At 69.6% G+C, this 20,117-nt stretch carries 23 protein-coding genes; 12 read left to right on the top strand and 11 right to left on the bottom strand.

Going from position 1 to position 20,117, the window contains the following annotated elements; all coding sequences use genetic code 11:
* Positions 1 to 80 precede the first annotated feature (80 nt).
* Positions 81 to 371, top strand: a complete 291-nt coding sequence (locus tag DOE79_RS18450) for a GNAT family N-acetyltransferase (RefSeq protein ID WP_120339752.1) — start codon at positions 81 to 83, stop codon at positions 369 to 371.
* An 8-nt stretch (positions 372 to 379) separates the two neighbouring features.
* On the opposite strand, the gene DOE79_RS18445 is transcribed toward DOE79_RS18450, so the two are convergent.
* Positions 380 to 1,120 carry an endonuclease/exonuclease/phosphatase family protein gene (locus tag DOE79_RS18445; RefSeq protein ID WP_120339751.1) on the bottom strand — a complete coding sequence of 247 codons (741 nt, stop codon included), beginning with the start codon at positions 1,118 to 1,120 and terminating at the stop codon, positions 380 to 382.
* Between the two features lie 194 nt (positions 1,121 to 1,314).
* On the opposite strand from DOE79_RS18445, the gene DOE79_RS18440 reads away from it, so the two are divergent.
* The 3 genes from DOE79_RS18440 to DOE79_RS18430 all read left to right on the top strand — a co-directional run bounded on the left by DOE79_RS18440 (position 1,315) and on the right by DOE79_RS18430 (position 3,084).
* Positions 1,315 to 1,539, top strand: a complete 225-nt coding sequence (locus DOE79_RS18440) for a hypothetical protein (protein WP_120339750.1) — start codon at positions 1,315 to 1,317, stop codon at positions 1,537 to 1,539.
* A gap of 146 nt (positions 1,540 to 1,685) precedes the next feature.
* A complete protein-coding gene (locus DOE79_RS18435; protein WP_120339749.1) occupies positions 1,686 to 2,486 on the top strand; it encodes a DUF4097 family beta strand repeat-containing protein in 801 nt (266 codons plus the stop codon).
* 43 nt (positions 2,487 to 2,529) lie between these two features.
* Positions 2,530 to 3,084, top strand: coding sequence for an MOSC domain-containing protein (locus DOE79_RS18430; protein ID WP_120339748.1), 555 nt, complete (start codon positions 2,530 to 2,532; stop codon positions 3,082 to 3,084).
* 106 nt (positions 3,085 to 3,190) lie between these two features.
* Here DOE79_RS18430 and DOE79_RS18425 read toward each other — a convergent pair whose 3' ends face one another.
* The gene (locus DOE79_RS18425) at positions 3,191 to 3,967 is read right to left on the bottom strand and encodes a DarT ssDNA thymidine ADP-ribosyltransferase family protein (RefSeq protein ID WP_162942847.1); all 777 of its coding nucleotides are present in this window, start codon (positions 3,965 to 3,967) and stop codon (positions 3,191 to 3,193) included.
* A gap of 338 nt (positions 3,968 to 4,305) precedes the next feature.
* Here DOE79_RS18425 and DOE79_RS18420 point away from each other — a divergent pair, with 338 nt between their 5' ends.
* Positions 4,306 to 4,761, top strand: a complete 456-nt coding sequence (locus tag DOE79_RS18420; RefSeq protein WP_120339746.1) for a cytochrome c oxidase subunit 4 — start codon at positions 4,306 to 4,308, stop codon at positions 4,759 to 4,761.
* Positions 4,762 to 4,786: 25 nt separating this feature from the next.
* Here the strand turns inward: DOE79_RS18420 and DOE79_RS18415 are convergent, their stop codons facing one another.
* From DOE79_RS18415 to cls, 3 genes are all read right to left on the bottom strand, one after another.
* Entirely contained in the window at positions 4,787 to 5,290 is a 504-nt protein-coding gene (locus DOE79_RS18415; protein WP_120339745.1) for a cupin domain-containing protein, read from the bottom strand.
* Between the two features lie 87 nt (positions 5,291 to 5,377).
* On the bottom strand, positions 5,378 to 6,064 hold the full coding sequence (locus tag DOE79_RS18410; RefSeq protein WP_120339744.1) for a GAP family protein: 687 nt from the start codon (positions 6,062 to 6,064) through the stop codon (positions 5,378 to 5,380).
* A gap of 19 nt (positions 6,065 to 6,083) precedes the next feature.
* Positions 6,084 to 7,538 (bottom strand): cardiolipin synthase, encoded by a 1,455-nt coding sequence (cls, locus tag DOE79_RS18405; RefSeq protein WP_120339743.1) that lies wholly within the window; start codon positions 7,536 to 7,538, stop codon positions 6,084 to 6,086.
* 191 nt (positions 7,539 to 7,729) lie between these two features.
* Between cls and DOE79_RS18400 the strand changes: the two genes are divergently transcribed.
* Together DOE79_RS18400 and DOE79_RS18395 are read left to right on the top strand one after the other, a co-directional pair.
* Positions 7,730 to 8,473, top strand: a complete 744-nt coding sequence (locus DOE79_RS18400) for an META domain-containing protein (protein WP_120339742.1) — start codon at positions 7,730 to 7,732, stop codon at positions 8,471 to 8,473.
* Between the two features lie 39 nt (positions 8,474 to 8,512).
* Positions 8,513 to 8,845, top strand: a complete 333-nt coding sequence (locus tag DOE79_RS18395) for a DUF4190 domain-containing protein (protein WP_120339741.1) — start codon at positions 8,513 to 8,515, stop codon at positions 8,843 to 8,845.
* A gap of 28 nt (positions 8,846 to 8,873) precedes the next feature.
* On the opposite strand, the gene DOE79_RS18390 is transcribed toward DOE79_RS18395, so the two are convergent.
* Positions 8,874 to 9,731: an aggregation-promoting factor C-terminal-like domain-containing protein gene (locus DOE79_RS18390; protein ID WP_245977008.1), complete on the bottom strand. Its 858-nt coding sequence runs from the start codon at positions 9,729 to 9,731 to the stop codon at positions 8,874 to 8,876.
* 296 nt (positions 9,732 to 10,027) lie between these two features.
* Between DOE79_RS18390 and DOE79_RS18385 the strand changes: the two genes are divergently transcribed.
* Both DOE79_RS18385 and DOE79_RS18380 read left to right on the top strand, forming a co-directional pair.
* Complete coding sequence (locus tag DOE79_RS18385; protein ID WP_120339740.1) at positions 10,028 to 10,276, top strand: hypothetical protein; 249 nt, start codon at positions 10,028 to 10,030, stop codon at positions 10,274 to 10,276.
* A gap of 106 nt (positions 10,277 to 10,382) precedes the next feature.
* Positions 10,383 to 11,360 carry an NAD(P)H-quinone oxidoreductase gene (locus DOE79_RS18380; protein WP_120339739.1) on the top strand — a complete coding sequence of 326 codons (978 nt, stop codon included), beginning with the start codon at positions 10,383 to 10,385 and terminating at the stop codon, positions 11,358 to 11,360.
* Positions 11,361 to 11,369: 9 nt separating this feature from the next.
* On the opposite strand, the gene DOE79_RS18375 is transcribed toward DOE79_RS18380, so the two are convergent.
* A complete protein-coding gene (locus DOE79_RS18375; RefSeq protein ID WP_120339738.1) occupies positions 11,370 to 13,196 on the bottom strand; it encodes a GGDEF domain-containing protein in 1,827 nt (608 codons plus the stop codon).
* A 413-nt stretch (positions 13,197 to 13,609) separates the two neighbouring features.
* On the opposite strand from DOE79_RS18375, the gene DOE79_RS18370 reads away from it, so the two are divergent.
* A complete protein-coding gene (locus DOE79_RS18370; RefSeq protein WP_120339737.1) occupies positions 13,610 to 13,906 on the top strand; it encodes a hypothetical protein in 297 nt (98 codons plus the stop codon).
* Between the two features lie 45 nt (positions 13,907 to 13,951).
* Here the strand turns inward: DOE79_RS18370 and DOE79_RS18365 are convergent, their stop codons facing one another.
* The gene (locus DOE79_RS18365; RefSeq protein ID WP_120339736.1) at positions 13,952 to 14,971 is read right to left on the bottom strand and encodes an LLM class flavin-dependent oxidoreductase; all 1,020 of its coding nucleotides are present in this window, start codon (positions 14,969 to 14,971) and stop codon (positions 13,952 to 13,954) included.
* A gap of 517 nt (positions 14,972 to 15,488) precedes the next feature.
* On the bottom strand, positions 15,489 to 15,902 hold the full coding sequence (locus tag DOE79_RS18360) for a DUF7715 family protein (protein ID WP_120339735.1): 414 nt from the start codon (positions 15,900 to 15,902) through the stop codon (positions 15,489 to 15,491).
* 356 nt (positions 15,903 to 16,258) lie between these two features.
* Between DOE79_RS18360 and DOE79_RS18350 the strand changes: the two genes are divergently transcribed.
* Positions 16,259 to 16,993, top strand: coding sequence for an HAD family hydrolase (locus tag DOE79_RS18350; protein ID WP_162942846.1), 735 nt, complete (start codon positions 16,259 to 16,261; stop codon positions 16,991 to 16,993).
* Between the two features lie 57 nt (positions 16,994 to 17,050).
* A complete protein-coding gene (locus DOE79_RS18345; protein WP_120339732.1) occupies positions 17,051 to 17,560 on the top strand; it encodes a GNAT family N-acetyltransferase in 510 nt (169 codons plus the stop codon).
* Here the strand turns inward: DOE79_RS18345 and DOE79_RS20700 are convergent.
* Both DOE79_RS20700 and DOE79_RS20695 read right to left on the bottom strand, forming a co-directional pair.
* Positions 17,557 to 19,656: a DUF2207 family protein gene (locus DOE79_RS20700; RefSeq protein WP_162942845.1), complete on the bottom strand. Its 2,100-nt coding sequence runs from the start codon at positions 19,654 to 19,656 to the stop codon at positions 17,557 to 17,559. The two genes, DOE79_RS18345 and DOE79_RS20700, sit on opposite strands and share 4 nt — an antisense overlap.
* Positions 19,653 to 20,057 (bottom strand): DUF7715 family protein, encoded by a 405-nt coding sequence (locus tag DOE79_RS20695; RefSeq protein WP_162942844.1) that lies wholly within the window; start codon positions 20,055 to 20,057, stop codon positions 19,653 to 19,655. The genes DOE79_RS20700 and DOE79_RS20695 overlap by 4 nt, the downstream gene beginning before the upstream one ends.
* Positions 20,058 to 20,117 lie beyond the last annotated feature (60 nt).

Genomic DNA, 20,117 nt, shown 5'->3' with positions numbered 1-20,117 from the left:
GTCAGGTTACCCGACGGCACCGACACCGCAGCGCGCGCTGGCCGCCGGTTGCGGGCGCCGGGCGGGTTTACGATTGACCGGTGACCACAGTCCTCGCCCACGAACCGGATGCCTCCCGCTACGCGCTCTACCTCGACGGCGAGCTGGCCGCAGTGGCGGACTACGTGGCCCAGGGCGAGATCCTCTCGTTCAACCACACCTTCACCGACCCGGCCCGACGCGGCCAGGGCTTGGCCGGCCAGGTCGTGACGTTCGCCATGGACGACGTCGAAAACACGAGCAACCGGGCGGTCTCACCGGATTGCTGGTACGTGGCCAAATGGTTCGACAAGCATCCCGAGCGCGCCGGCCTGCTGCGGGCACGCCGCTGACCATTCGGTCAGATCGAGAACTCGCCCAGATCGGAACCGGCCGTCTGAGCCGGACGTAGGATCGCGTCGCCGTCGGACGCGTCACCGTAGGAGGACGTGACCATGATCGGCATGTGGTCGGACGTGCCGCGAGGCAGGGTCTCGACGTTGTCGATGGTGAGGCCCACCGACGTGGCGAGGTCGAAGTGGCCGCGGAAGAACTTGTACCGCGTGTAGGTGCGGCTGTCGCTCAGGGTGAGGTCGTACCCGGACTCCTTGACCTCATTGCTGAGGTGCTTCTTGAAGATGGGGTAGTTGTAATCCCCCACCATCAGGGTCGGCAGGTTGGGCCCGAGCACATTGAGCTCGGCGTGCGCCGACCGGATCTGATTGCGTCGCAGGGAGTTGAGCGCGGTGAGCGGGGCGGCGTGGAACGACGCCACGACCAATTCGCGTTCCGCAGCCATGTCATACAGGAGCGTGCCGATCAGGCGTTCGTGCGCCGGGGTGAGCACCCTGTCGTGCAGCGACTTCTTCAGCGCGAAAGTCTGCGTCTTCCGCGCGGTGAACCGGTCCCGCCGGTAGTAGACGGCCAGGCCGAGCCGGTTGCGGGTGGTGGAGTCCGCCAGGTGCAGCAGGCCGACCTCGGCCGGCAGGTCGAGGGTGTCGCATTCCTGCAGACACAGCAGGTCGGGGTCGTACTGTTCGACCAGGGCGATGAGCTCCCCGCTGGCACGGTTCTTGCGGAGGTTGTAGCTGATGACCTTCACGTCAGACCTATCTCTGAATGGTGACTAGACAATAAGCCTACGTTCGCCGGGGCCGAACACGCACATCCGGAAAGCCGCCGAGCGAGTCAGACGCGCCGGCGGGGAGCGCGCTGGTACCGTGTAGTCACCTCGGCGCCCGAACGCCACAGTCACCCGGCGCCCGAACGCCGACTGCCAGATTGGATGCTTGCCCCGTGAAACCCTGGACGTTCACCACCTACACGGTTGCGGCGTTCGCCTGCAGCGGTCTGGCCGTGGCTCTCTTGATCTTCAACGCCGCAACGGCCAACTCGATGCTGTCGACGCTGCTGCCCGTGGCCATCGGCGCTCTCGTTCTGGGCGGGATCTTCTCGGTGCGCGCCCGCGTACTGCGCTACCGCTCCCGCGACATCACCAAGCGGGACAACACCAAGCGCTGAGCCGCTGCCCCACTGACGCAGCCCAACGGTGGCCCGGCGTATCGGGCAACCGGCAAGCCTGCTACCGTGCCCGGCATCAGGTCCGTCGCGCGCCCCGGCCTGCAGACGGGCGGTCGCGGCGGCCCGTCACCCTGGGGAGACACGCCATGTCCGACACCGAGCCGCCGGGCGGCAAACGACCCACTCCCCTCTGGCGCACGCTGCTGTACATCCTGCTGCCCATTGTGGGCCTGGGCCTACTCGTCGCAGCGTTCGTCTTCGCGCTCTCCGGACGCAGCGGGCCGGTCAACCTCAGGGCCGACCTGGACGCGGGCACGAGCCTGAGCGTGCAGGTGCCCAACGCGGCGATCAGCCTCGAACCCAGTTCGGACGACCAGGTTCACGTGCGCATGGCGGGCTCCTTCTTCGGCAACAAGCCCACCTTGGATGTCACGACCACCGGAGGCGTGACCGAGGTGCGGGGCGGCTGCCGGCCGCAGATCTTCTCGCGCTGCGCCATCACCGTGGCCGTGCAGCTTCCCCGGTCGCTGCCGGTGACCGTGACGGGGCAGAATGGCCGCATCACCGCATCCGCCCTGACCGGACGTGTGGACCTCAGCACCACGAACGGCGCCATCGAGACCGACGGCACCGTGGGCCGGGTCACCATGCAGACCACGAACGGCGACATCCGGCAGAGCGGCGCCACCTCGAAGATCGTGGCGGCCGTCACCACCAACGGATCGGTCACCCTGGAGTTCGCCGACGCGCCGTACTCGGTGGATGCGTCCAGCACGAACGGTGCGGTCACCGTGCGGGTGCCTGTGGACGGTGTGAGCTACCTGGTCTCCGCCCGCACCACCAACGGCGCTGTGAACACCGATGCGGTGCCCTCCGACAGCACGTCCCGCCGGTCGATCACCGCGGAGACCACCAACGGCGCCGTCACCGTAGAAGCCCTGGACTAGCGTCCGCTCCGACCGGGCAGAGCAGATCTGGCAGGATGGCGGCATGAGCGCGCAGCAGACCGGAACCGTCGTGGCCGTGAGCCGGGACGACAAGCACCGGTTCAGTAAGCCCGTCGTGCCGAGCATCACCCTGCTGGCCGGGTACGGCATCGAGGGCGATTCGCATGCCGGAGCCACCACCCAGCACCGCTACCTGATTCGCACCGACCCGACCAGGGCGAACCTCACCCAGGTGCACCTGGTGCGCTCCGAACTGTTCGACGAGCTTCTCGCCGCGGGTTTCACGGTGTCGGCCGGGCAACTCGGCGAGAACATCACCACGGCGGGCATCGACCTGCTCGCCCTGCCGGTCGGCACACGTCTGCACCTGGGCGCCGACGCTGTCGTCGAGGTCACCGGCATGCGCGACCCGTGCTCGATGATCGACAAGTTTCAGCAGGGCCTCAAGAAGACCCTGAAGACCACGGATGCGTCGGGCCGGATCCTGCGCAAGGCCGGCATCATGGGCATCGTCGTCGTGGACGGCACGGTGGCACCGGGCGACGAGCTGCGCGTGGAACTGCCCGCCGGCGAGCACCGGCCTCTCGGCGTGGTCTAGCCCCGCAGGCGACTCACCCGGGTCTCGACGAACTCGACCGGCGCCAGGGGCCCCGCACCGGTGGTTGAGCCTGTCGAAACCCGGCGGGGGCGGTCGAGGATTCGGCTTAGAGCTCTTCGGTGGGGTGGAACCACGGCGGGTAGACGGCGACCTTGGGCTTGTGGCTGGCCGCGGCGAGGATCGGCTTGACCGCATCCCGCACCCGGTCGTTGGCGACACCGATCAGGGTGATCAGCCCGAAGGGCACTTCGCCGGGAACCAGCAGCTCCGCCTTGAGGATCGCGTCGGAATCCAGGTCGGCACGGAGGGTGCGCAGCAGGCGGTCGGCGCTGTCGGCTGTGGCGCCGAAGCGGGTGCTCGCGAAGGCGGCATCGCCATCCGTCACCGCGAAGTGGGTGACCGTGGGGTCGGCCGCCAGGGCGACCTGCTGGTCGAGCACCTTCTTGACCGTGGAGACCAGGATCACGAAGTCGAAGGCCGCGGCGTCGTGCGCGTCGTCGGAGAGGCGGGGGTCGAGCGACTGGGCCCGGATGTTCTCCCAGACCAGGGCGTTCGGCGACAGGAAGAACGGCACGTGACCGGCGACGGCGGGGCTGTCTGGTCCGGCGACCAGGGCCTCGCGGCGGGCCTGGCGGTTCTCGGGCGACGAGATGTCGACGACCGGGCGCTCTTCCCAGGCTTCACTGTCGTCGGCCAGCAGCCGGCCGGTGGCGAGGATGCCGGGCAGGTTGCGGATGTGGGTGAGGTGGTAGATCCGCTGCTCGCCCACGTTGTCGTCGTGGCGCTTGGTCTTGGCGGTGCCTGTCGTGATCGGTGCGACCACGGTGCGCAGTGCCGTGGGCGCCTCAGGCGTGCGAGCGCGGCTGGCGCGCGGGGCACGCACGGCGGGAACTGTCGATGCGACGGGGGCGGCGGGTGGAAAACACAGGGCGCAGAGCTCCCCGTCCAGTCCGTGGATGCATTCCTCGTTCACAACTCAACCTCTCGTGTGCGCGGGCTCGCTGCGCGTCGGGTTCGACGGAAGCGTGCCTACCTATCTAAGTTACGGTCATTTGCGTCCCACCGGTGACCGAACCGGGACTATCCGAGGGCCAACAGGTGACAATCCGGACCCAATCGGGCATCTCGGTGTACTTTGCCTGCAGACGGCGACGGGAATGCCTCCCGCTGCGAGCCGCTCAATCGGCCGCGGCGCGCGCCGACGGAAGGGAGTTCACGGTCATGGGAGCCAACATCAGGCTGTTCTGGGTACTCGCGGGCTTCTTCCTGGTGGCGGACATCGCGTACACGGTGTGGAACCTCATCGTCAACGCGCAGCATGTCTCCGCGGGAACCATCGCGCCGCCCGGGGCACCGGTCGAGTGGGTGGGAACGGTCGTGCTCGGACTCACCTGCGTGCTGGCCGCTTTCATAGCGTTCTACCTCGGTCGGGTGCACAAGGCCCAGGGCGGTGAGCTGCCACAGGACATCATGACGGCGAACATCGACGATGACGACCCGGAGATGGGGTTCTTCAGCCCGTTCAGCTGGTGGCCGATCATCCTCGCCGCCTCCATCGCCACGGTCTTCCTCGGACTCGCCGTCGGCTTCTGGCTCTGCTTCATCGGCGCGGGCGTCGCCGTCATCGCGCTGGTCGGCTGGACCTACGAGTACTACCGGGGGCTCTTCGGGCGCTGACCTGCCCGGTCAGCATCCCTGGCGATCACTCCATCGAGAAATCGGCGAAGTCGAAGCCGGGCGACACGACGCAGCTCACCAGGGCGTCCTCGTCGCTCGGCATCGTGCGCTGCCAGACGTTCTCGGGGATGATCACCTGGCTGCGTTCGCCGCGCAGCAGTCGGCCACCCAGGATGGCGGTCTCGTCCGTTTCCGGCTCGTCGCCGTCGCCGCCCAATTCGAGCTCCACGGCGCCCTGGCCGTTCCAGATCCAGATCTCGCTGGAGGCGACCCGGTGCCACGCGGAGGACTCCCCCGCCGGCAGCAGGAAGTGGATGAGCGTGGCCGCCGGGCGGGTGCGCTCGGAGCCGTCGGCATCCGTCAGCGTCACCGGAACCGGTGACGTCCAGGTGCGCCGGTACCAGCCGCCCTCCGGATGCGGTTCGAGACCGAGCTCCACGGCGAGCGCCGGGCGCTCCAACCGTTCGATGAACTCGCCGGAGGCCGTGCGGCGAGTAGCGAGGCGGCTGTTTTGCTCGGCTGACGTCATTGAATCTCTCTTCTCATCTGGTCCTTGCCAGACTAAAGCCCAGATAGCGCGGCGGCGCTCATTCTCTCGGAGCAGAGCGCGGTGTGTTCAGGACAGGATCTGAGTGAGCAGCGTGCCCGCGCCGGCGAGCACCAGGAACACGCCCAGCACCAGCACCGTGAACACCGTGATCACGGGCATGTTGCGCACCAGCCATTCGCGCAGCCGCACCAGCCGGCCCCGCACTGCGGCGCCGCCGAACGCATAGGCGAGCACGGGCCCGAGCATGGTGATGGAGGCCAGCGCGGTGAACACTCCCACCGAGAGCAGGATCCCGGTGGGATCGGTATGCGCCCCGAGGATCACCACACCGGCCGCCGCCGCCATCACCAGATTCTTCGGCCGGAACGCGGCATAACCCACGCCGATGAGGGTGGCCCGGGCCGGGCTCAGCCGGTCGAGCGCCATCAGCCAACGCGGCAGCGGCACCTCCGCGCCGCGTTCGGGCCGGTCGTGCCACTGCACGATGCCCAGCACGATCAGGGCGATGCCGAGCAGCAGCGGCACCACCACCTGCAGCAACCGGGTTCCGGCCGACCTGTCGTGCGGCAGCAGCGACGACAGCAGCGCCAACAGAGTGGCCGAGAAGAGCACACCGAGGAACCAGCCGATACTGAACCCCGCCGCGGCCTTGAACCCGTCCGGCGCGAGCAGCATCAAGAGCAGGGCGGCCAGCGGCAGCGGGCTGAGCGCGATGGTCAACGCCAGCGGCAGCAGCTGCCCCCACTCGGTCATGCGCACTCCTCACCGGCCTTTATTGCAGCGACGAGGTCAGCCGGGCCAGGTTGTCGAAAACCTTGGCGCCGGTGGGCCGGTCGAGCCAGTCGGCCAGCTCGACCCGGCGGCTGTTGGCCCGGTATTCATCCTGCACCGCCCGCATCCGCTGCACGAATTCGGCGCCGTGCACGAGCACAGACACCTCCATGTTCAAGCTGAACGAGCGGATGTCCATATTGCTCGACCCCACCACCGACACGTCGTCGTCGATGGTGAAGTGCTTGGCGTGCAGCACCGTCGGCTCCCGGTACAGGTAGATCGCCACGCCCGCCCGCAGCAGCTCCTCGTAGTAGGAGCGCTGGGCGTGGTACACCAGCGCCTGATCGCCGATGGCCGACGCGAACAGCTCGACCTGCACCCCGCGTGCCGCTGCCGTGACGATGGCCAACATGGTGGACTCCTCGGGCACGAAGTAGGGGCTGGTGATGCTCACCCGGCGTTCGGCCTTATGGATGAGCATGGCGTACAGCTTGAGGTTGTTGTCATTGTCGAAGCTCGGTCCGCTCGGCAACATCTGGGCGTCGAGCAGGTCGGTGGCGGCGGGCAGCACCACCGGGCTGGTGTCGATGGGCAGCATCTCGTCGGTCTCGCTGTACCAGTCGGCGAGGAAGACCGCGTTGAGCTCCCGCACGGCCGGCCCCTCCAGCCGCATCATCAGCTCGTGCCAGTGCAGCCCGCGCTTGAGGTTGCCGGGCTTGAGGTAGGTGGAGTCGATCATGTTCTGCGAGCCCGTGAAGCCCACCCGGCCGTCCACCACGAGCAGCTTGCGGTGGTTGCGCATGTCGGGGCGGCGCCACTGGCCGCGCCAGAACCGCAGCGGCAGCAGTGCCCGCCACTCGGCGCCCATCTCCGCGAACGCGGCGATGGTCTCCTTGCGGCGCGGCAGCATCAGGCAGGCCAGGTAGTCGGAGAGCACGTGCACCGCGACGCCGCGCTGGATAGCCCGGGCCAAGGCGTCGAAGAACGGCTGAGTGACGGTGTCGAGCACCAGGATGTAGAACTGCACGTGCACGAACTCGGTCGCCTCGTCGACGGCCGCCACCATGCGGGCGATCGACCCTTCGTAGTCGGGCAGCAGCTCGATGCGGTTGCCGCCCACCATCGGCAGGGCGCCGAGGTTGCGGTTGAGACGGGCCGCGGAGCCCAGCCACTCCGGCCACTGATCGCGATGGCTGACCTGGTCGAGGCCATCGGTGCGCGCCAGGATCAACTCGTTGACTTCACGCTGCTTTTGGCGCCGGGAGCGCGGCAACCGGCCCACCCCGATCAGCAGGAAGACCAGAGCGCCCAGATACGGGATGAAGATGATCGCCAGCACCCAGGCGATGGCCGCGGAGGGCCGCCGGTTGGCGGAGAGATAGACCGTGGCGATGAACACGATCACGGCGTGCAGTGCCACGAGGATCAGTGCTCCGGCCTCGACATCCACCATCCGCTCCCTCCGTGGCCGTGACGCATCAGGGTGACTCGACGTGAACGTACACCTCCTCGGCCCGCGCGCGGGCGACGTGCGTTGCCTGGGCGTGCGGGTCGCACTAGATTGCGTTGTGCGGCGAGCGCCGCCCTCGGCAGCACCCGCGGCGGAGAGCTGTGCCCGTCCACATACGTCGAAGAGGTGATCCCATGGCCATGCACTCCCCCGTGCGACAGCTGCTGACCGCGGCGGCCGTGCTCCTGGTTCTGGCCGGATGCACCGTGCTCACGCCCAGCCCGTCGTCGTCACCCAGCCCAGGACAGTCCGGCTCGGTGCAGCCCGGCGCCCTCGTGGGCACCTGGGTGCTCGACCGCACGTTCGACAGCCCTGAGCAGCCCTACGTGTCGTTCGTGCAGGACAACACCTGGAGCGCCTCTGACGGCTGCAATCGGGTGCAGGGTACCTGGACGCTCGCAGCCGACGGGAGCCTCAGCACGACGTCGGGTCCACAGACGATGATGGCCTGCGATGGAGCCCAGCTGCCGTTGGCGGTCAGCCGCGGCACCCGGGTGGAGGTGGACGGCGACACCCTCGTCATCCACAGCTCGTTCGACTCGACCGAGACCACGCTGGTGCGATCAACCGATTCGACCGTGGGCCCGCAGGGGCTGCCGATCGGTTACTGGGTCGAATCCAACACCCCCACGGCGCCGTTCCTGTCGATTCAGGCCGACGGCACCTACTCGGGCAACGACGGCTGCAACGCACTCACCGGCAGCTGGGAGCAGGCCGACGACGACGCCATCCGCTTCACCGGAGGCGCGCAGACGCTGCGGGCCTGCGAGGGTGTGGACCAGTGGCTGAGCCAAGCCGCCCAGGGCCGGGTGCAGGCCGGGGTGATGACCTTGCAATCCGCCGACGGCACCACGATCGGGCAGCTGACCGCCCGGTGAGGCGCGGGCGGCCCCGGTCACTGAGGAAAGGAACGAACGATGGGCGTGTACCCGATCACCATCATCGTCATCCTCGCCGGTGCCATCGGCATGGTCTTCCTGCTGAGGCTGGGCATCCGGCAGAACGCCGCGGCGGCGGCGGTCGACCCCGACCCCGACGCCACCGGCGCGCTGTCAGTGCTGAGCTTTATCTTGGCTCTGATCTTGCCGGTGATCGGGGTGATCCTGGCGCACGTCACGCTCGCGCGCATCGCCGAGGGCCGGGCCAGCGGCCGGGCGTTCGCCTACGCGGCCCTGTGGGTGGGCTACGTGCTGATCGCCCTCGAACTGGCGGTCATCATCTGGGCATACCAGAGCAACTACTGGCAGTAGCGGATGCGTCGGCCTGGGCGGAACCGGATCAGTACCAGTTCACGGCCTGCGAGTGCGACCAGGCGGAGCACGGCGTGCCGTAGGTGGAATTGATGTAGTCCAGGCCCCAGGAGATCTGGGTGGTGGCGTTGGTGGCCCAGTCGGAACCGGCCGAGGCCATCTTGCTACCGGGCAGCGCCTGCGGGATACCGGTGGCACCGCCGCTGTTGTTGTAGGCCGTGTACGACCAGCCGGATTCCTTCTGCCAGAGCTGGCTCAGGCAGGAGAACTGGGCGTCACCCCAGCCGTAGCGGGAGGCCGCGAGGCTGGCGGCGGTCGCCTTGGCGCCCGAGGGCGTGTTGCCGGCGGCGAGAGCCTCGGCGGCGGCCTGGGCTTCCGCAGCGGCCTGTGCCTCGGCGGCAGCCTGGGCGGCTGCGGCTTCCACGGCGGCCCGGTCGGCCTCGGCGGTGGCGGCCTGCACGGCGGCGGCCTGCTCCTTGACCTGGGACGTGAGCTGGGAGACGTCATCGAGCGGCAGCGAGATGTACTCAGCCAGGGAGGCCGATGTGCTGGACAGGGCAGACGCATCCACCTTGTCCGCGGCCGCCTCGAGCGTGCTGTCGGCTTCGTAGAGGGCGACGGATGCAGCGAGGTGGGTCTTGCTGACCTCTGCGGCCTGGGCGGCGGCGCGTTCGTCGCGCACCTGCTGGGCCTGCTGTTCCTGCTCGGCCACCGCCGACTGCACGGTGAAACCGGTGCCGGCGACAACCCCGGCGAGCACAAGCCCGCCGGCGAGGAGAGTGAGGCGCTTGGAGCGCAGCCGGCGGGTCTTCCGGGCGGCGCGGGTGGGCAGTGTAGCGAGGTTCGCGGAGGTGCTGGTGTTCTCGGGTGTGCTGTTTTCGGGCATGGAGTTCGCTGAATTTGTGGGGCGCATAAGCTTCCGGGTCGGGTGAGTGCGCGCCGGATGGGCGGCAGAATCACGGAGAGGTGGGGCCCACGCGCGCGGGTCGGCGCAGGCAAGTCGCCTAGCTTGCACAAAGTTTCTGCATGAATCCTCATATAGTTCTGGCAAACCCATGTGAACGCATCGGCTCGCCAGGGCCGCCCAACGGCCAACGAAGAGCATCGAATGCCTGGTCAGCTGGCGATCTGAGGGGGCCCGTGGTGCGTGCGCGGGTTGCGCTCCTGGAGTAGCGTTAAAAGATGCCCACTTCAGATGAGACCACCCCGACCGACCACCAGCCCGCCGACCAGGCGGCCCAGGCCGAGGCATCCACCAGCGTGGCGCGCCTGATGGCCGCCATCGAGAGCATCAACGCGATCGAGGTCGTGAACTCCCCCGTCGACGACCAGTCGGCGTTGCTGCAGCTGCTCGAGGTCACCACCGACGACCAGCGCTCCAACATGCTGTTCGCCCTGCTCCTGGAGCGCATGCGCGCCACCACCCCCTAACCCCCTCCGCGAACGGTGAGAAGGCCCCAGAATCTCGTCGTTTCTGGTGCGCAAGTCACAGGTCGCGGGTGGGGAGGCGTGCAGGGGACGTGCATAGGATGGCGGGATGCGCGCACTTGTCGTCACCGTTCCCGGGGGCCCGGAGGCCCTCACCCTGCACACCGTTCCCGACCTCACCGTCGGCGCCGGGGATATCCGGATCGAGGTTGCCGCGGCGGGGGTGAACCGGGCCGACGTGCAACAGCGTCTGGGGCTCTACCCCTCCCCGGCGGGCGCTCCCGCCTGGCCCGGCCTGGAGGTGTCGGGCATCGTCAGCGAGATCGGGGCGGCCGTGACGCGTTTCGCCGTGGGCGACCGGGTCTGTGCGCTGCTGGCCGGCGGCGGATACGCCTCAGAGGCCGTGGTGCACCAGGACCTGGCCCTGCCGGTTCCGGACGGTCTCGACCTGGTCGATGCCGCAGCTCTGCCCGAGGCGCTGGCCACGGTGTGGTCGAACGTCTTCATGAGTGCCGGCCTCACGGCGGGGCAGACGCTCCTCGTGCACGGTGGCGCAAGCGGCATCGGCACCACGGCCATCCAGCTGGCCCGACTGGCCGGAGCCCGGGTGCTGGTCACAGCGGGTTCGGCGGAGAAGCTCGCGGTGTGCGGCGACCTGGGCGCGGAGGTACTGATCAACTACCGGGAGCAGGATTTTGTGACCGAGGTGCTCGCGGCCACCGGCGGGCACGGCGCCGACGTGATCCTGGACATCATGGGCGGCTCCTACGCCGCCCGCAATGTGGCCGCATTGGCTCTGGGCGGCACCATCATGGTGATCGCGAACCAGAGCGGCGAAGATGCGGTGTTCAATCCGTTCCACCTCATGCAGAAGCGCGGTCGGTACTGGGGCACGACGCTGCGGGCTCGCCCCGCGGTGGAGAAGGCGGCCATCATGGCCGAGCTGCAGGCCCTGGTGTGGCCGTGGCTCGAGTCCGGCGGGCTGCGCCCGGTGGTCGACAGCCGGTACTCCTTCGCCGACGCGGCGGATGCGCACCGGCGACTCGAGGCATCCGCCCACGTGGGCAAGATCGTGCTGGTGCCGTAGAGCGACCGGTCAAGCGACGGTCGCGGCCAGTTCCACCCGGTTGCGGCCGGCGGCCTTGGCCTCGTAGAGGGCGGCGTCGGCGCGGCCGAGCCAGCGGGACACGCTCTCGCCGCGCTTGAGCAGGGCGACGCCCACGCTGGCGGTGCAGCGCAGCCCGCTGGTTACGACGCCCCACGGGTGACTGCGCACCTCGCCGAGGAGCCGCTCGCAGATCTGTACGGCCTGCTCGATCGAGGTGTTGCCGAGCACGAGCAGGAACTCCTCGCCGCCCACCCGCACAGCCAGGTCGGTTTCCCGGGTGGCTGCACCGAGGATCCCGGCCATGGTCGTGAGCACCCGGTCGCCGGCCGCATGACCGTACTCGTCGTTGACCTCCTTGAAGTGGTCCATGTCGATCATGACCGCGCAGAGCGGCTCCGCCTGCTCGAGAGCGCTGTGCATCATGGCGGGCAGCTGCCGGTCGAGCGCCCGGCGGTTGGGCAGCCGGGTGAGGGGGTCGGTGTTGGCCTGTTCGTCGAGTTCTTCGGCGCGGATTCGTTGCATGTCGGCCTCGAGCTGCGAGCGTTGCGCCTCGTGGCGGGCCTGTTCGATCTCGAGGGAGTTGATCAGCATGCGCGACTGCAGCCCGGCGGTCTGCCGGGTGAGGCCCAGCATCAGCACGTGCAGCTCCTCGTGATGCTGCAGTGCCTCCTGGAACCGGCCGGCATTGCGGTGCATCTCGTAGAGCTCCCGGTGTAGCCGAACGTTGAGGGCGGCATCCTCGGCTATCGACGGGTCGGCGAGCTGGGCGTTCATCATGTCGCAGGCGAGGTCGAGTCGCCCCTCGGCGCGGGCGACCTCGGCCAGCTGCACGTCGTTGTTGACCGCGAGATTGCGGTAGCCGTTGGTGGTGGCGATCGTCTTGGACCGCACGGCCTGCCGGCGCGCATCGGCGTACTCACCGAGTTCGATCAGGATGCCCACGAGGTTGGTGCGCGCGATGGTCTCGTAGAACGCGTGGCGCTGCTCGACGGCCAGGGCCACGGCGGCGAGGGTGAGGGCAAGGCCGTCCTGCAGGGCCACCGTCGTGTCCTCGCCCTTGGTCCGCTGCACCCGGGCGATCTCTAGGCAGGCGTCGCCGAGGTTGTTGCGCGACGCGAAGCCGGCCTCGGGGTCGTCCAGGGTGTCGGCCAGCTCGATGGCCTGCCGGCCGAGCTCGAGACTGCGCTCAGCGTCGCCGAGCGCCTGGTGCACCATCGACGATCGCGAGAGCGCCCAGAACTCCGCCGTTCGGCTGCCACAGGCGCGCGCGGCCTCGAGCGCGCCGAGAACATGGCCGAGCGCCGGCTCCTCCAGAGCGGTCTCGTGGAAGGCCAGCGCCAGGGTGCAGTGCACGTTCGACTGGCCCAGCAGGTCCGCGCTGGCCGTGAGGTAGTCCAGGGCCAGCAGACCGTGACGTACGGATGCCTCGAACTCGCCCAGCCGCAACCGGTGTCCGGAGAGCAGTTGCCGGGCTTTGGCCTCCTGCGCGGGAGTGATGAAGGGGTCGGTGAGAACCTCTTCGGCCTGGGCGGCACCCACGATGTGCTGGCCGTCCCGGTTGGCCGTTGCGCTCTCGTCCAACAGCCGATCGATCGCCAGGCGGCGGGCCGGCGCCGTGGCGAGCCCGGGAGCCGGCGGCACCGCGGCCGGTTGGGCGGTGGGATCGGCCGGGAGCGGCAGGTCGGCCAGCTCGACGAAGCCGCCGGGCAGGTCCACGTTCCGGCCCCCGTCGGCCGGCACCAGGTCGGCGATGCCGTCGGCGAGCGCGTCGGCCGCGGCCAACGCCGCATCGGGCGTGGAGGCCTCGGCGGCCACTGTCGTTCCAGACGGAAGAGGGGCGACGGAACCGCTCGGGGGCGTCATCGGACGGCCGGTGGGGCGTCGGGGTCGATCCGCGGCGGACGCCGGTGCGTCCTCGAGCGGGAGGGGGCAGATGAGGACAGGCTGAGCGCACCGCCCGCTCGTCTCGGCGGGAAGCGAAGTGATGGTGCGCCAAATGCGATCACGGCTCAGTCCCCAAACTGCTCGTTGCCTTCGAACCTAGCAGCGTCCGGCTGGCCGCCACGGGGCTTCGGCCGATCCGGCTACACCCCGTTAGCGGGTAATTCTCACCTGGAATGATCGCGCTCTCATGGCATCCCCACAGCGTACCCACAGCGCGTGCGCGGCGCGAAGCGGTGGGATGACTCGACTCTGCGGTCTGGGAAGCTCGACTCGCATTCCCCTCCATGAGTCCCGCCGATCCCTGGTCCATCCCCGTCACGAACGACACGGCCGCCCGCGACAAGCTCGCCGACTGGCAGGGGCTGCGACAGGCCGTCCGGGACACCATCGACGGCGGACTCGCCGCACGGGTACGCTCGCTCGCCCCCGCGCACCCGAAGACGTTGGAGAAGACGCCGTGGGTGCGGCGAATCGCCCAGCAGGCGCCTGCACCTCACGCAGACCGCCCCCGGCCGGAGGACGGCAGCTGGGTGCACGCCACAGACCTCCGGTCACTCAGCCAGTGGCACTTCGGCGCTTGAGCCGGTCGGGCAGCGAGGGGTGGGGCGGCGATGGGTGGAGGGCGGTCAGCGCCACCCCAGGCCGGGCGCCACGAATCGCAGCACCGAATCGAGCAACCGGGCGTTGTAGTCGACGCCGAGCTGATTGGGCACGGTGATGTGCACGGTGTCGGCGGCCTGTACCGCGGCATCCTGGGCCAGTTGCTCGACGAGCGCATCCGGTTCGCCGATGTAGCTCTTGCCGAAGCGGGCCAGGCCGCCGTCGAGATGACCCACCTGGTCGCGGTTGTCGGCCTGGGCGCGCAGCCCGAAGTAGCGGCGGTCCTCATCGGTGACCAGGGGCAGGATGCTGCGGCTCACCGCCACTCGCGGGGTGCCGGGGTGCCCGGCCTCCGCCCACGCTGTGCGGAAGATGGCGATCTGCTCGGCCTGCAGGTCGCCGAAGTCCGCTCCGGTGTCTTCGGTGAGCAGAGTGGAACTCATTAGGTGCATGCCCTGCTCGCCGGTCCACTTCGCGGTGGCACGGGTGCCGGAGCCCCACCAGATGCGCTCGGAGAGTCCGGGCGACTGCGGCTCGATGGCCAGCGGACCGCTGTGTCCGGTGAACTGGGGGTTGGCGTTCGCCATACCGGCCCCGGCGATGGCCAGGCGGAAGCGCGCGGTGCGCTCGCGGGCGTCATCCGCGTCGGTCTGCCCCGGTGCCGGCACGTGGCCGAACGCCTCCGCGCCGCGCAGCGCGGTCTCGGGTGAGCCGCGGCTCAGGCCGAGCTGCAACCGGCCGTTGCTGATCAGGTCGGTGATCGCGGCCTCTTCGGCCATGTAGAGCGGGTTCTCGTAGCGCATGTCGATGACGCCGGTGCCCAGCTCGATGCGGCTGGTGCGAGCGGCCATGGCTGCCAGAAGCGGGAACGGCGACGCCAGCTGCCGGGCGAAGTGGTGCACGCGCACGGAGGCGCTGTCGACGCCGAGTTCCTCGGCGGCCACCGCGAGCTCCACGGTCTGCAGGAGGGCGTCTTGTGCGGTGCGCACCAGCGACCCCGGCACCGCCTGGTAGTGGCCGAAGGAGAGGAACCCGATGTGTTTCATACCCGGGCTAGCGTTTCCCGACGCCCAGCTATTCCCGCCCGCATCCGCGGTTCTGGTGCGCTGCGGGTTGCCGGGTGCCGCGCGGGATCGGCGCCGCTGCGCGGGTGGCATGCCCCGATGGCACAACCCCCGCGAAACGGCGCGTGACCCGCGCACCTCGTCGGGACCGCGCTACGCGGGAGCGGCGCCACTACGCGGGCGGCGCGCCCCGGGCGAAGCGGCGCGTGACCCGCGCACCTCGTCGGGCCGCGCTGCGCGGGAGCGGCGCCACTACGCGGGCGGCGCGCCCCGGGCGAAGCGGCGCGTGACCCGCGCTCAACGGCGACGAGGGTGAGCGCGGGCACCGCGCCGCTGCGCGGGTGGGCCGCCACCCGCGCGGCAGTGCCGCCACCCGCGCGGCAGTGCCGCGAAACGGCGCATACCCCGCGTAACGCGGTGGCGCGGGGTAGGCGCCGTTTCGCGGGTGGCGCGCCGCCCGCGGACGGGCGCGTGACCCGCGCACCTGCGGGATCGCGTTTCACAGCCTCGCCGAATCCGCCGGGACGATGCCCCTCGGCAACAGCACGTGCCCCCGGCGTCCAAGCACGGTGCCGACGGGCCAGAGCGCGGCCTGCCCGATGAGGTTGTCGATCGCGGTGGTGTACGAGTGCTCATCGCAGCAGAACAGGTCGCGCCTGGCCCGGACGAAGCCCCGCATCGCTCGTTCGAGATCCTCCCGAGTCAGGCCGGGAACCTCCGAGACGACCGCGGTGGATGTTTCCCGGAACGAGCTCAGACCCGAGAACATGCGGCCACACGTGCATCGACCGTCGGGATAACACCAGCATGCCCGGCACGGTTCCAGCAACCACACCAGCTCACCGCCGATGCCGTTCATTCGATCGTGCGCATGGGCGCCCTGGGTCGCCTCCGTTGCCACGAATACCTGCATGGGTAACTCCATCTCTCGGCACGAGGAGATTCCGCCACGGTAACTGCCACCCCTGACACCGCCCCAGGCGAGCGCATCCGCCGCGCGACCAACCGGCACGGTGAATGCCCAGAACGCGGGGTGGGCGCCGCTGCGCAGATGGCGCGCCACCCGCGGTGCGGCGCGCCACCCGCGCATCCGAATTTCGATGGCGCGTGGCGCGCGCTGCGGCGGTCGGGACCGCACACGCGCTCGGCCGGCCGCAGATGCGGCGGATGCGGCGGATGCGGCGGATGCGGCGGATGCGGCGGATGCGGCGGATGCGGCTAGTCGGGTCGTTGCGGGGCACATGGTCCGGGTGCTGCCAAGCTGGGGGCATGCGTCATCTGTTCCTCGACTTCTTCGGCACCCTCGTCAACTACGCGGACTCCCGCGCCGGGCAGGGCTACGCCGCCACCCACGCGAGCATGCTCGCACTGGGCGCCCGCGGAACCGAGGCGGAAACCGCAACGGCGTGGCTGGATGCCTTCCACCAGCTGAACACGGAGTCTGATGTGGACCACCGCGAGTTCACCATGGAGGAGTTGTCCCGCCGCGCGATCGTGCAGCTGCTCGGCCGCGAACCCGATGCCGCGGAGATCGCCGACGGCGCCGAGAGCAACATGGCGGACTGGGAGCGGGGCGTGGTGCTCATTCCCGGCATGGCCGAGACGCTGCAGGAACTGGGACAGACGTTCACCCTCACCATCGTGTCCAACACGCACAGCGCATCCGTCGTGCCGCGCCAACTCGCGGCGATGGGCGCGACCGACCACATCGCGCACATCGTGACGTCGCTCGAGGTGGGCTATCGCAAGCCGCACACCGCGATCTACCAGGCGGCCCTCGACCGGGCAGAAGCCGACCCGGCCCGGGTGATCTTCGTCGGCGATACCTGGGACGCCGACTTCGACGGCCCACGCGCGCACGGCATGGAAGCCGTGCTGGTGGCCGCCGACCCGCGGGACGGCGTTCCGGAGACCCGCCGGGTCGCCTCCGTGCTCGACCTGCCCGACCTGCTCTCGTTCCGTTACCCGAGCACCCGCCCCGTCAGCACCCGCGGCGTGGCATAACTTCTGCTCGACCTCGTCCGGCGGCACCGGGGCGCGAGGAGTCGGTATGCTCGGCGAATGGTTACAGAGGGGTACCGCATTCGCCGCACGGTCGCGAGCGATTGGCGCGAGGTGCGCTCCCTCCGCCTGGAGATGCTGCGCGACACCCCGATCGCCTTCGGTGAGACCCTGCAGGACGCCCTGACCCACACCGAGAGCGAGTGGCGGATGCGCGCCGCGCGCGGCACCGCCGAGCACGGGACCGTGCTGGTCGCGATCGACCCGGCCGGTAACTGGGTGGGCACGATGGGCGGCTACGTGCCGGATCCCGGCGCGGGCGCGCTACTCGTGGGCGTGTACGTCACGCCGGAGCACCGCGGCCGTGAGGTCGGGGTCTTCGACAGCCTGCTCGGCGCGATCGAGGAGTGGGCGCGCGGCGAGGGCGAGGTGCTGACCCTGCACGTGCACGAGGACAATGCTCGCGCTCGCGCCGCCTACCTGCGTCGCGGGTTCACCGAAACCGGGCATCGGGTGCGGTACGTGCTGGATGCCGCGTCGGAGGAAATCGAGATGGTCAAGCGGCTCTAGCGTCCGCCTCCGCCACCGCCGCCGCCGCCGCCGCCGGAGAAACCGCCGCCGAAAGAGCCGCCGGAGAAGCTTCCGCCGCTGCTGCCCGTCCAGGACGACGGCGGGGGCGTGGGCGTCTCGGTGGTGTGCACCGAATTGACGATGCCGTTCAGAGCCGAGGCGAGGTAGATGGCGTTGAAACTGTTGTGGGAGACGAACCAGCCCGGCGCTGCGGCGTCCTGCTCGTAGTAGACCGCCAGCTCGGCCGCCCACTCCCGTTCGACGCCCCAGAGCACCGCATAGGGCAATAGCTTCTCGTAGAGCTTCACGAGCTCCACGGTGTCGACACCGTCGGCGCTGCCCGCAGCCGCCGAGCCGTTCGCGGCGTTAGGGGCGGAGGCGGGAACCACCCTGGGAACGGTGACCCGCAACGCGCCATCCGGGCTCTGCAGCATGCGGAACCGGTCGGCCTCGGCCAGGTCGAGGTAGACCTTCATGCCGGTGAGGTAGTCGCGCTGCTCCACCCCCGCTGCGCTGAGCTGCACAGGCCGCTGGGCCGCGACGACAGCCACGATCGCCGCGGCAACGGCGAGAATGAGTACCGAGAACCACCAGCCGGCGGGCGGCTGGAGGATTCCCAACGCTCCCAGGCTGAGCAGTGCGAAGGCGCCAAGGCCGATGACCAGACGCTTGCGAGCGGGCGACATGGTGGGCCGCGTGCGCCAGCCGCGTGCAGTGTTGCGTCGTCGCGCATCCGCGGTCGCGGCGGCCAGGCCCCGCGCCAGCGGGTCGTTGGTCACTCCGAGCGCACACACGGCGCCCTCGGCGAGCCCGGGGAAGAACGTGGCCAGCAGGGTCAGCTCCTGGTCGTCGACGCCGTCGGTACGCAACAGTTGCAGGGTGAAGTCGCCGCCAGAGGCGCTGACCGGGTAGTCCAGGATGCGCACCTTGCCGCGCACCGCCAGACTCACGATCTCCGCGGCGACGGCTGCGCGGGTACGCCCGATGAGGTCGGCCGCCTCGAGCAGGTTGTAGCCGGCGGGCACGCTGTACTGGGCGATGATCGTGCCCCGGCCCCTCGGCTCGCGGGGGTACACGAAGACGCGGGCGAGCACGAAGACTCCGCCGAGCAGGGCCAGGCCGAGCAGGCCGAACGGGATGCCGCTGGCGTCGATCGGAGCGCTGAACCCGGGCTGGTAGCCGGACCCCGACTGGTAATCGGCGGGCACCTGCACGAAGGTTCCTGCCGTGAATCCGATGGCTACCGTGAGGTTCTCGCCCGGGCCCAGGTCGGTGGCCTCGGCGGTGAACATCTGGCCGGCCGGGAGAGCACCGGATGGGTCGGTCACGGCGGGGTCGGTCGGGGCGGGTTCGGCAGCGGCGGGGTCGCCGGCCGCGGTGGCCGGCGCATCCGGATCGTCCTCCTGCAGGATGGTGCAGGCGTCGCTCTCGCCCTGCGCACCGGTGTAGCAGGCGTTGTTGCCCGTGAGGAACCCGGCGATAGCCGGGGCCACGTGCACCCGGGCGGCGACGGAGCCGAACGATTGGTCGAAACCGGTGCCGTTGGTATCCCAGTAGAGCTCGTCGTCGTTCGTGTCGGCGAAGGCGCGCACGACGTTCTGTTGGGTGTAGCTGATGACATAGGTCTGGGTACCGCGCACGAACTCGTCGGTGCCGAGGGCGAGCTCGGTGAATCCGCCGGTGTCCGTGGACTCGAAGTAGACCGGCGCTCCCTCGGCGTCGGTGACGGACTCGACCGTGGTGTTCAGTGGCACACCGTCGTAGTCGTTGGGGATGGCCCGGATGATGCCCCGGTTCTGGTCGAAGTCGGGGAACTCGGCCACGAAGGTCTCGACGGTGCGCAGCGTGGAGTGACCGGCCGCATCCCGGTCGAGGTAGTACTCCCCCGCATAGAGCGCGAAGCTGAAGTCCGAGGTGTCGGCGGGCACGGCGGCACGCGCGCTCCCGACCAGGCTGGACACACCATTCGGCGCCGTCGAGGCCGACCATCCGGCCTCGACGGGAGCCGGCGCAACGGCGCTCGCCGCCAGCGGCCCACCGAGAGCGAGCACGGCGGTTACGGCAAGGGAGGACAGGACCTTCAGAAGACGAGTCACGCCTCCGAGCCTAGCGACCCCCTCAGATTCAAGGCGTCGATGCGCCGTTCCACCACTGCCCCCGCTGGGAACACCCCGGCCCAGGCGATGAGCTCGTCGATGATCGCCGCAACTGGCCGACTGGTGCAGCACGGACACCATTCCTGTTCGTCGAAGCTCGCCGTCAAAGCCGCCTCGTACTCGGTGCGGGTGAGCCCGGGGATATCCCGGACGGCTGCCGTTGTCGTGTACTTGTCCGAACTCAGTCCGGAGAACGAACGCCCGCACTCGCAGGGGCCGTCGGGTCGCCGCCGACTGGCCGGACAGACATCCCGCAGCCAGACCAGCTCACCGTCGACACACTGTGTCGAATCGCTGGCCCTGGTGCCTTGGGTCGCCGATGTCGCCACGAATACCCTCATGATCTGCTCCGTTATCTCGGCACGAGGGTGAGTGAGTAGGTGGCCTCAGGCTAGACGGCA

The organism is Cryobacterium soli (assembly GCF_003611035.1).
Taxonomy (GTDB): domain Bacteria; phylum Actinomycetota; class Actinomycetes; order Actinomycetales; family Microbacteriaceae; genus Cryobacterium; species Cryobacterium soli.
The sequence above is the reverse complement of the archived record's forward strand: the minus strand, read 5'-3'. Positions and strand labels throughout refer to the sequence as shown.

What these genes read in the sequence shown, in the direction of transcription:
- DOE79_RS18400 (WP_120339742.1), top strand. Translation starts at nt 7,730, where the DNA reads ATGGCCATGCACTCCCCCGTGCGACAGCTGCTGACCGCGGCGGCCGTG.
- DOE79_RS20695 (WP_162942844.1), bottom strand. Translation starts at nt 20,057, where the DNA reads ATGAGGGTATTCGTGGCGACATCGGCGACCCAAGGCACCAGGGCCAGC.
- DOE79_RS18410 (WP_120339744.1), bottom strand. Translation starts at nt 6,064, where the DNA reads ATGACCGAGTGGGGGCAGCTGCTGCCGCTGGCGTTGACCATCGCGCTC.
- DOE79_RS18395 (WP_120339741.1), top strand. Translation starts at nt 8,513, where the DNA reads ATGGGCGTGTACCCGATCACCATCATCGTCATCCTCGCCGGTGCCATC.
- DOE79_RS18435 (WP_120339749.1), top strand. Translation starts at nt 1,686, where the DNA reads ATGTCCGACACCGAGCCGCCGGGCGGCAAACGACCCACTCCCCTCTGG.
- DOE79_RS18380 (WP_120339739.1), top strand. Translation starts at nt 10,383, where the DNA reads ATGCGCGCACTTGTCGTCACCGTTCCCGGGGGCCCGGAGGCCCTCACC.
- DOE79_RS18430 (WP_120339748.1), top strand. Translation starts at nt 2,530, where the DNA reads ATGAGCGCGCAGCAGACCGGAACCGTCGTGGCCGTGAGCCGGGACGAC.
- cls (WP_120339743.1), bottom strand. Translation starts at nt 7,538, where the DNA reads ATGGTGGATGTCGAGGCCGGAGCACTGATCCTCGTGGCACTGCACGCC.
- DOE79_RS18360 (WP_120339735.1), bottom strand. Translation starts at nt 15,902, where the DNA reads ATGCAGGTATTCGTGGCAACGGAGGCGACCCAGGGCGCCCATGCGCAC.
- DOE79_RS18370 (WP_120339737.1), top strand. Translation starts at nt 13,610, where the DNA reads ATGAGTCCCGCCGATCCCTGGTCCATCCCCGTCACGAACGACACGGCC.
- DOE79_RS18415 (WP_120339745.1), bottom strand. Translation starts at nt 5,290, where the DNA reads ATGACGTCAGCCGAGCAAAACAGCCGCCTCGCTACTCGCCGCACGGCC.
- DOE79_RS18365 (WP_120339736.1), bottom strand. Translation starts at nt 14,971, where the DNA reads ATGAAACACATCGGGTTCCTCTCCTTCGGCCACTACCAGGCGGTGCCG.
- DOE79_RS18390 (WP_245977008.1), bottom strand. Translation starts at nt 9,731, where the DNA reads ATGCCCGAAAACAGCACACCCGAGAACACCAGCACCTCCGCGAACCTC.
- DOE79_RS18345 (WP_120339732.1), top strand. Translation starts at nt 17,051, where the DNA reads ATGGTTACAGAGGGGTACCGCATTCGCCGCACGGTCGCGAGCGATTGG.
- DOE79_RS18350 (WP_162942846.1), top strand. Translation starts at nt 16,259, where the DNA reads ATGCGTCATCTGTTCCTCGACTTCTTCGGCACCCTCGTCAACTACGCG.
- DOE79_RS18420 (WP_120339746.1), top strand. Translation starts at nt 4,306, where the DNA reads ATGGGAGCCAACATCAGGCTGTTCTGGGTACTCGCGGGCTTCTTCCTG.
- DOE79_RS18385 (WP_120339740.1), top strand. Translation starts at nt 10,028, where the DNA reads ATGCCCACTTCAGATGAGACCACCCCGACCGACCACCAGCCCGCCGAC.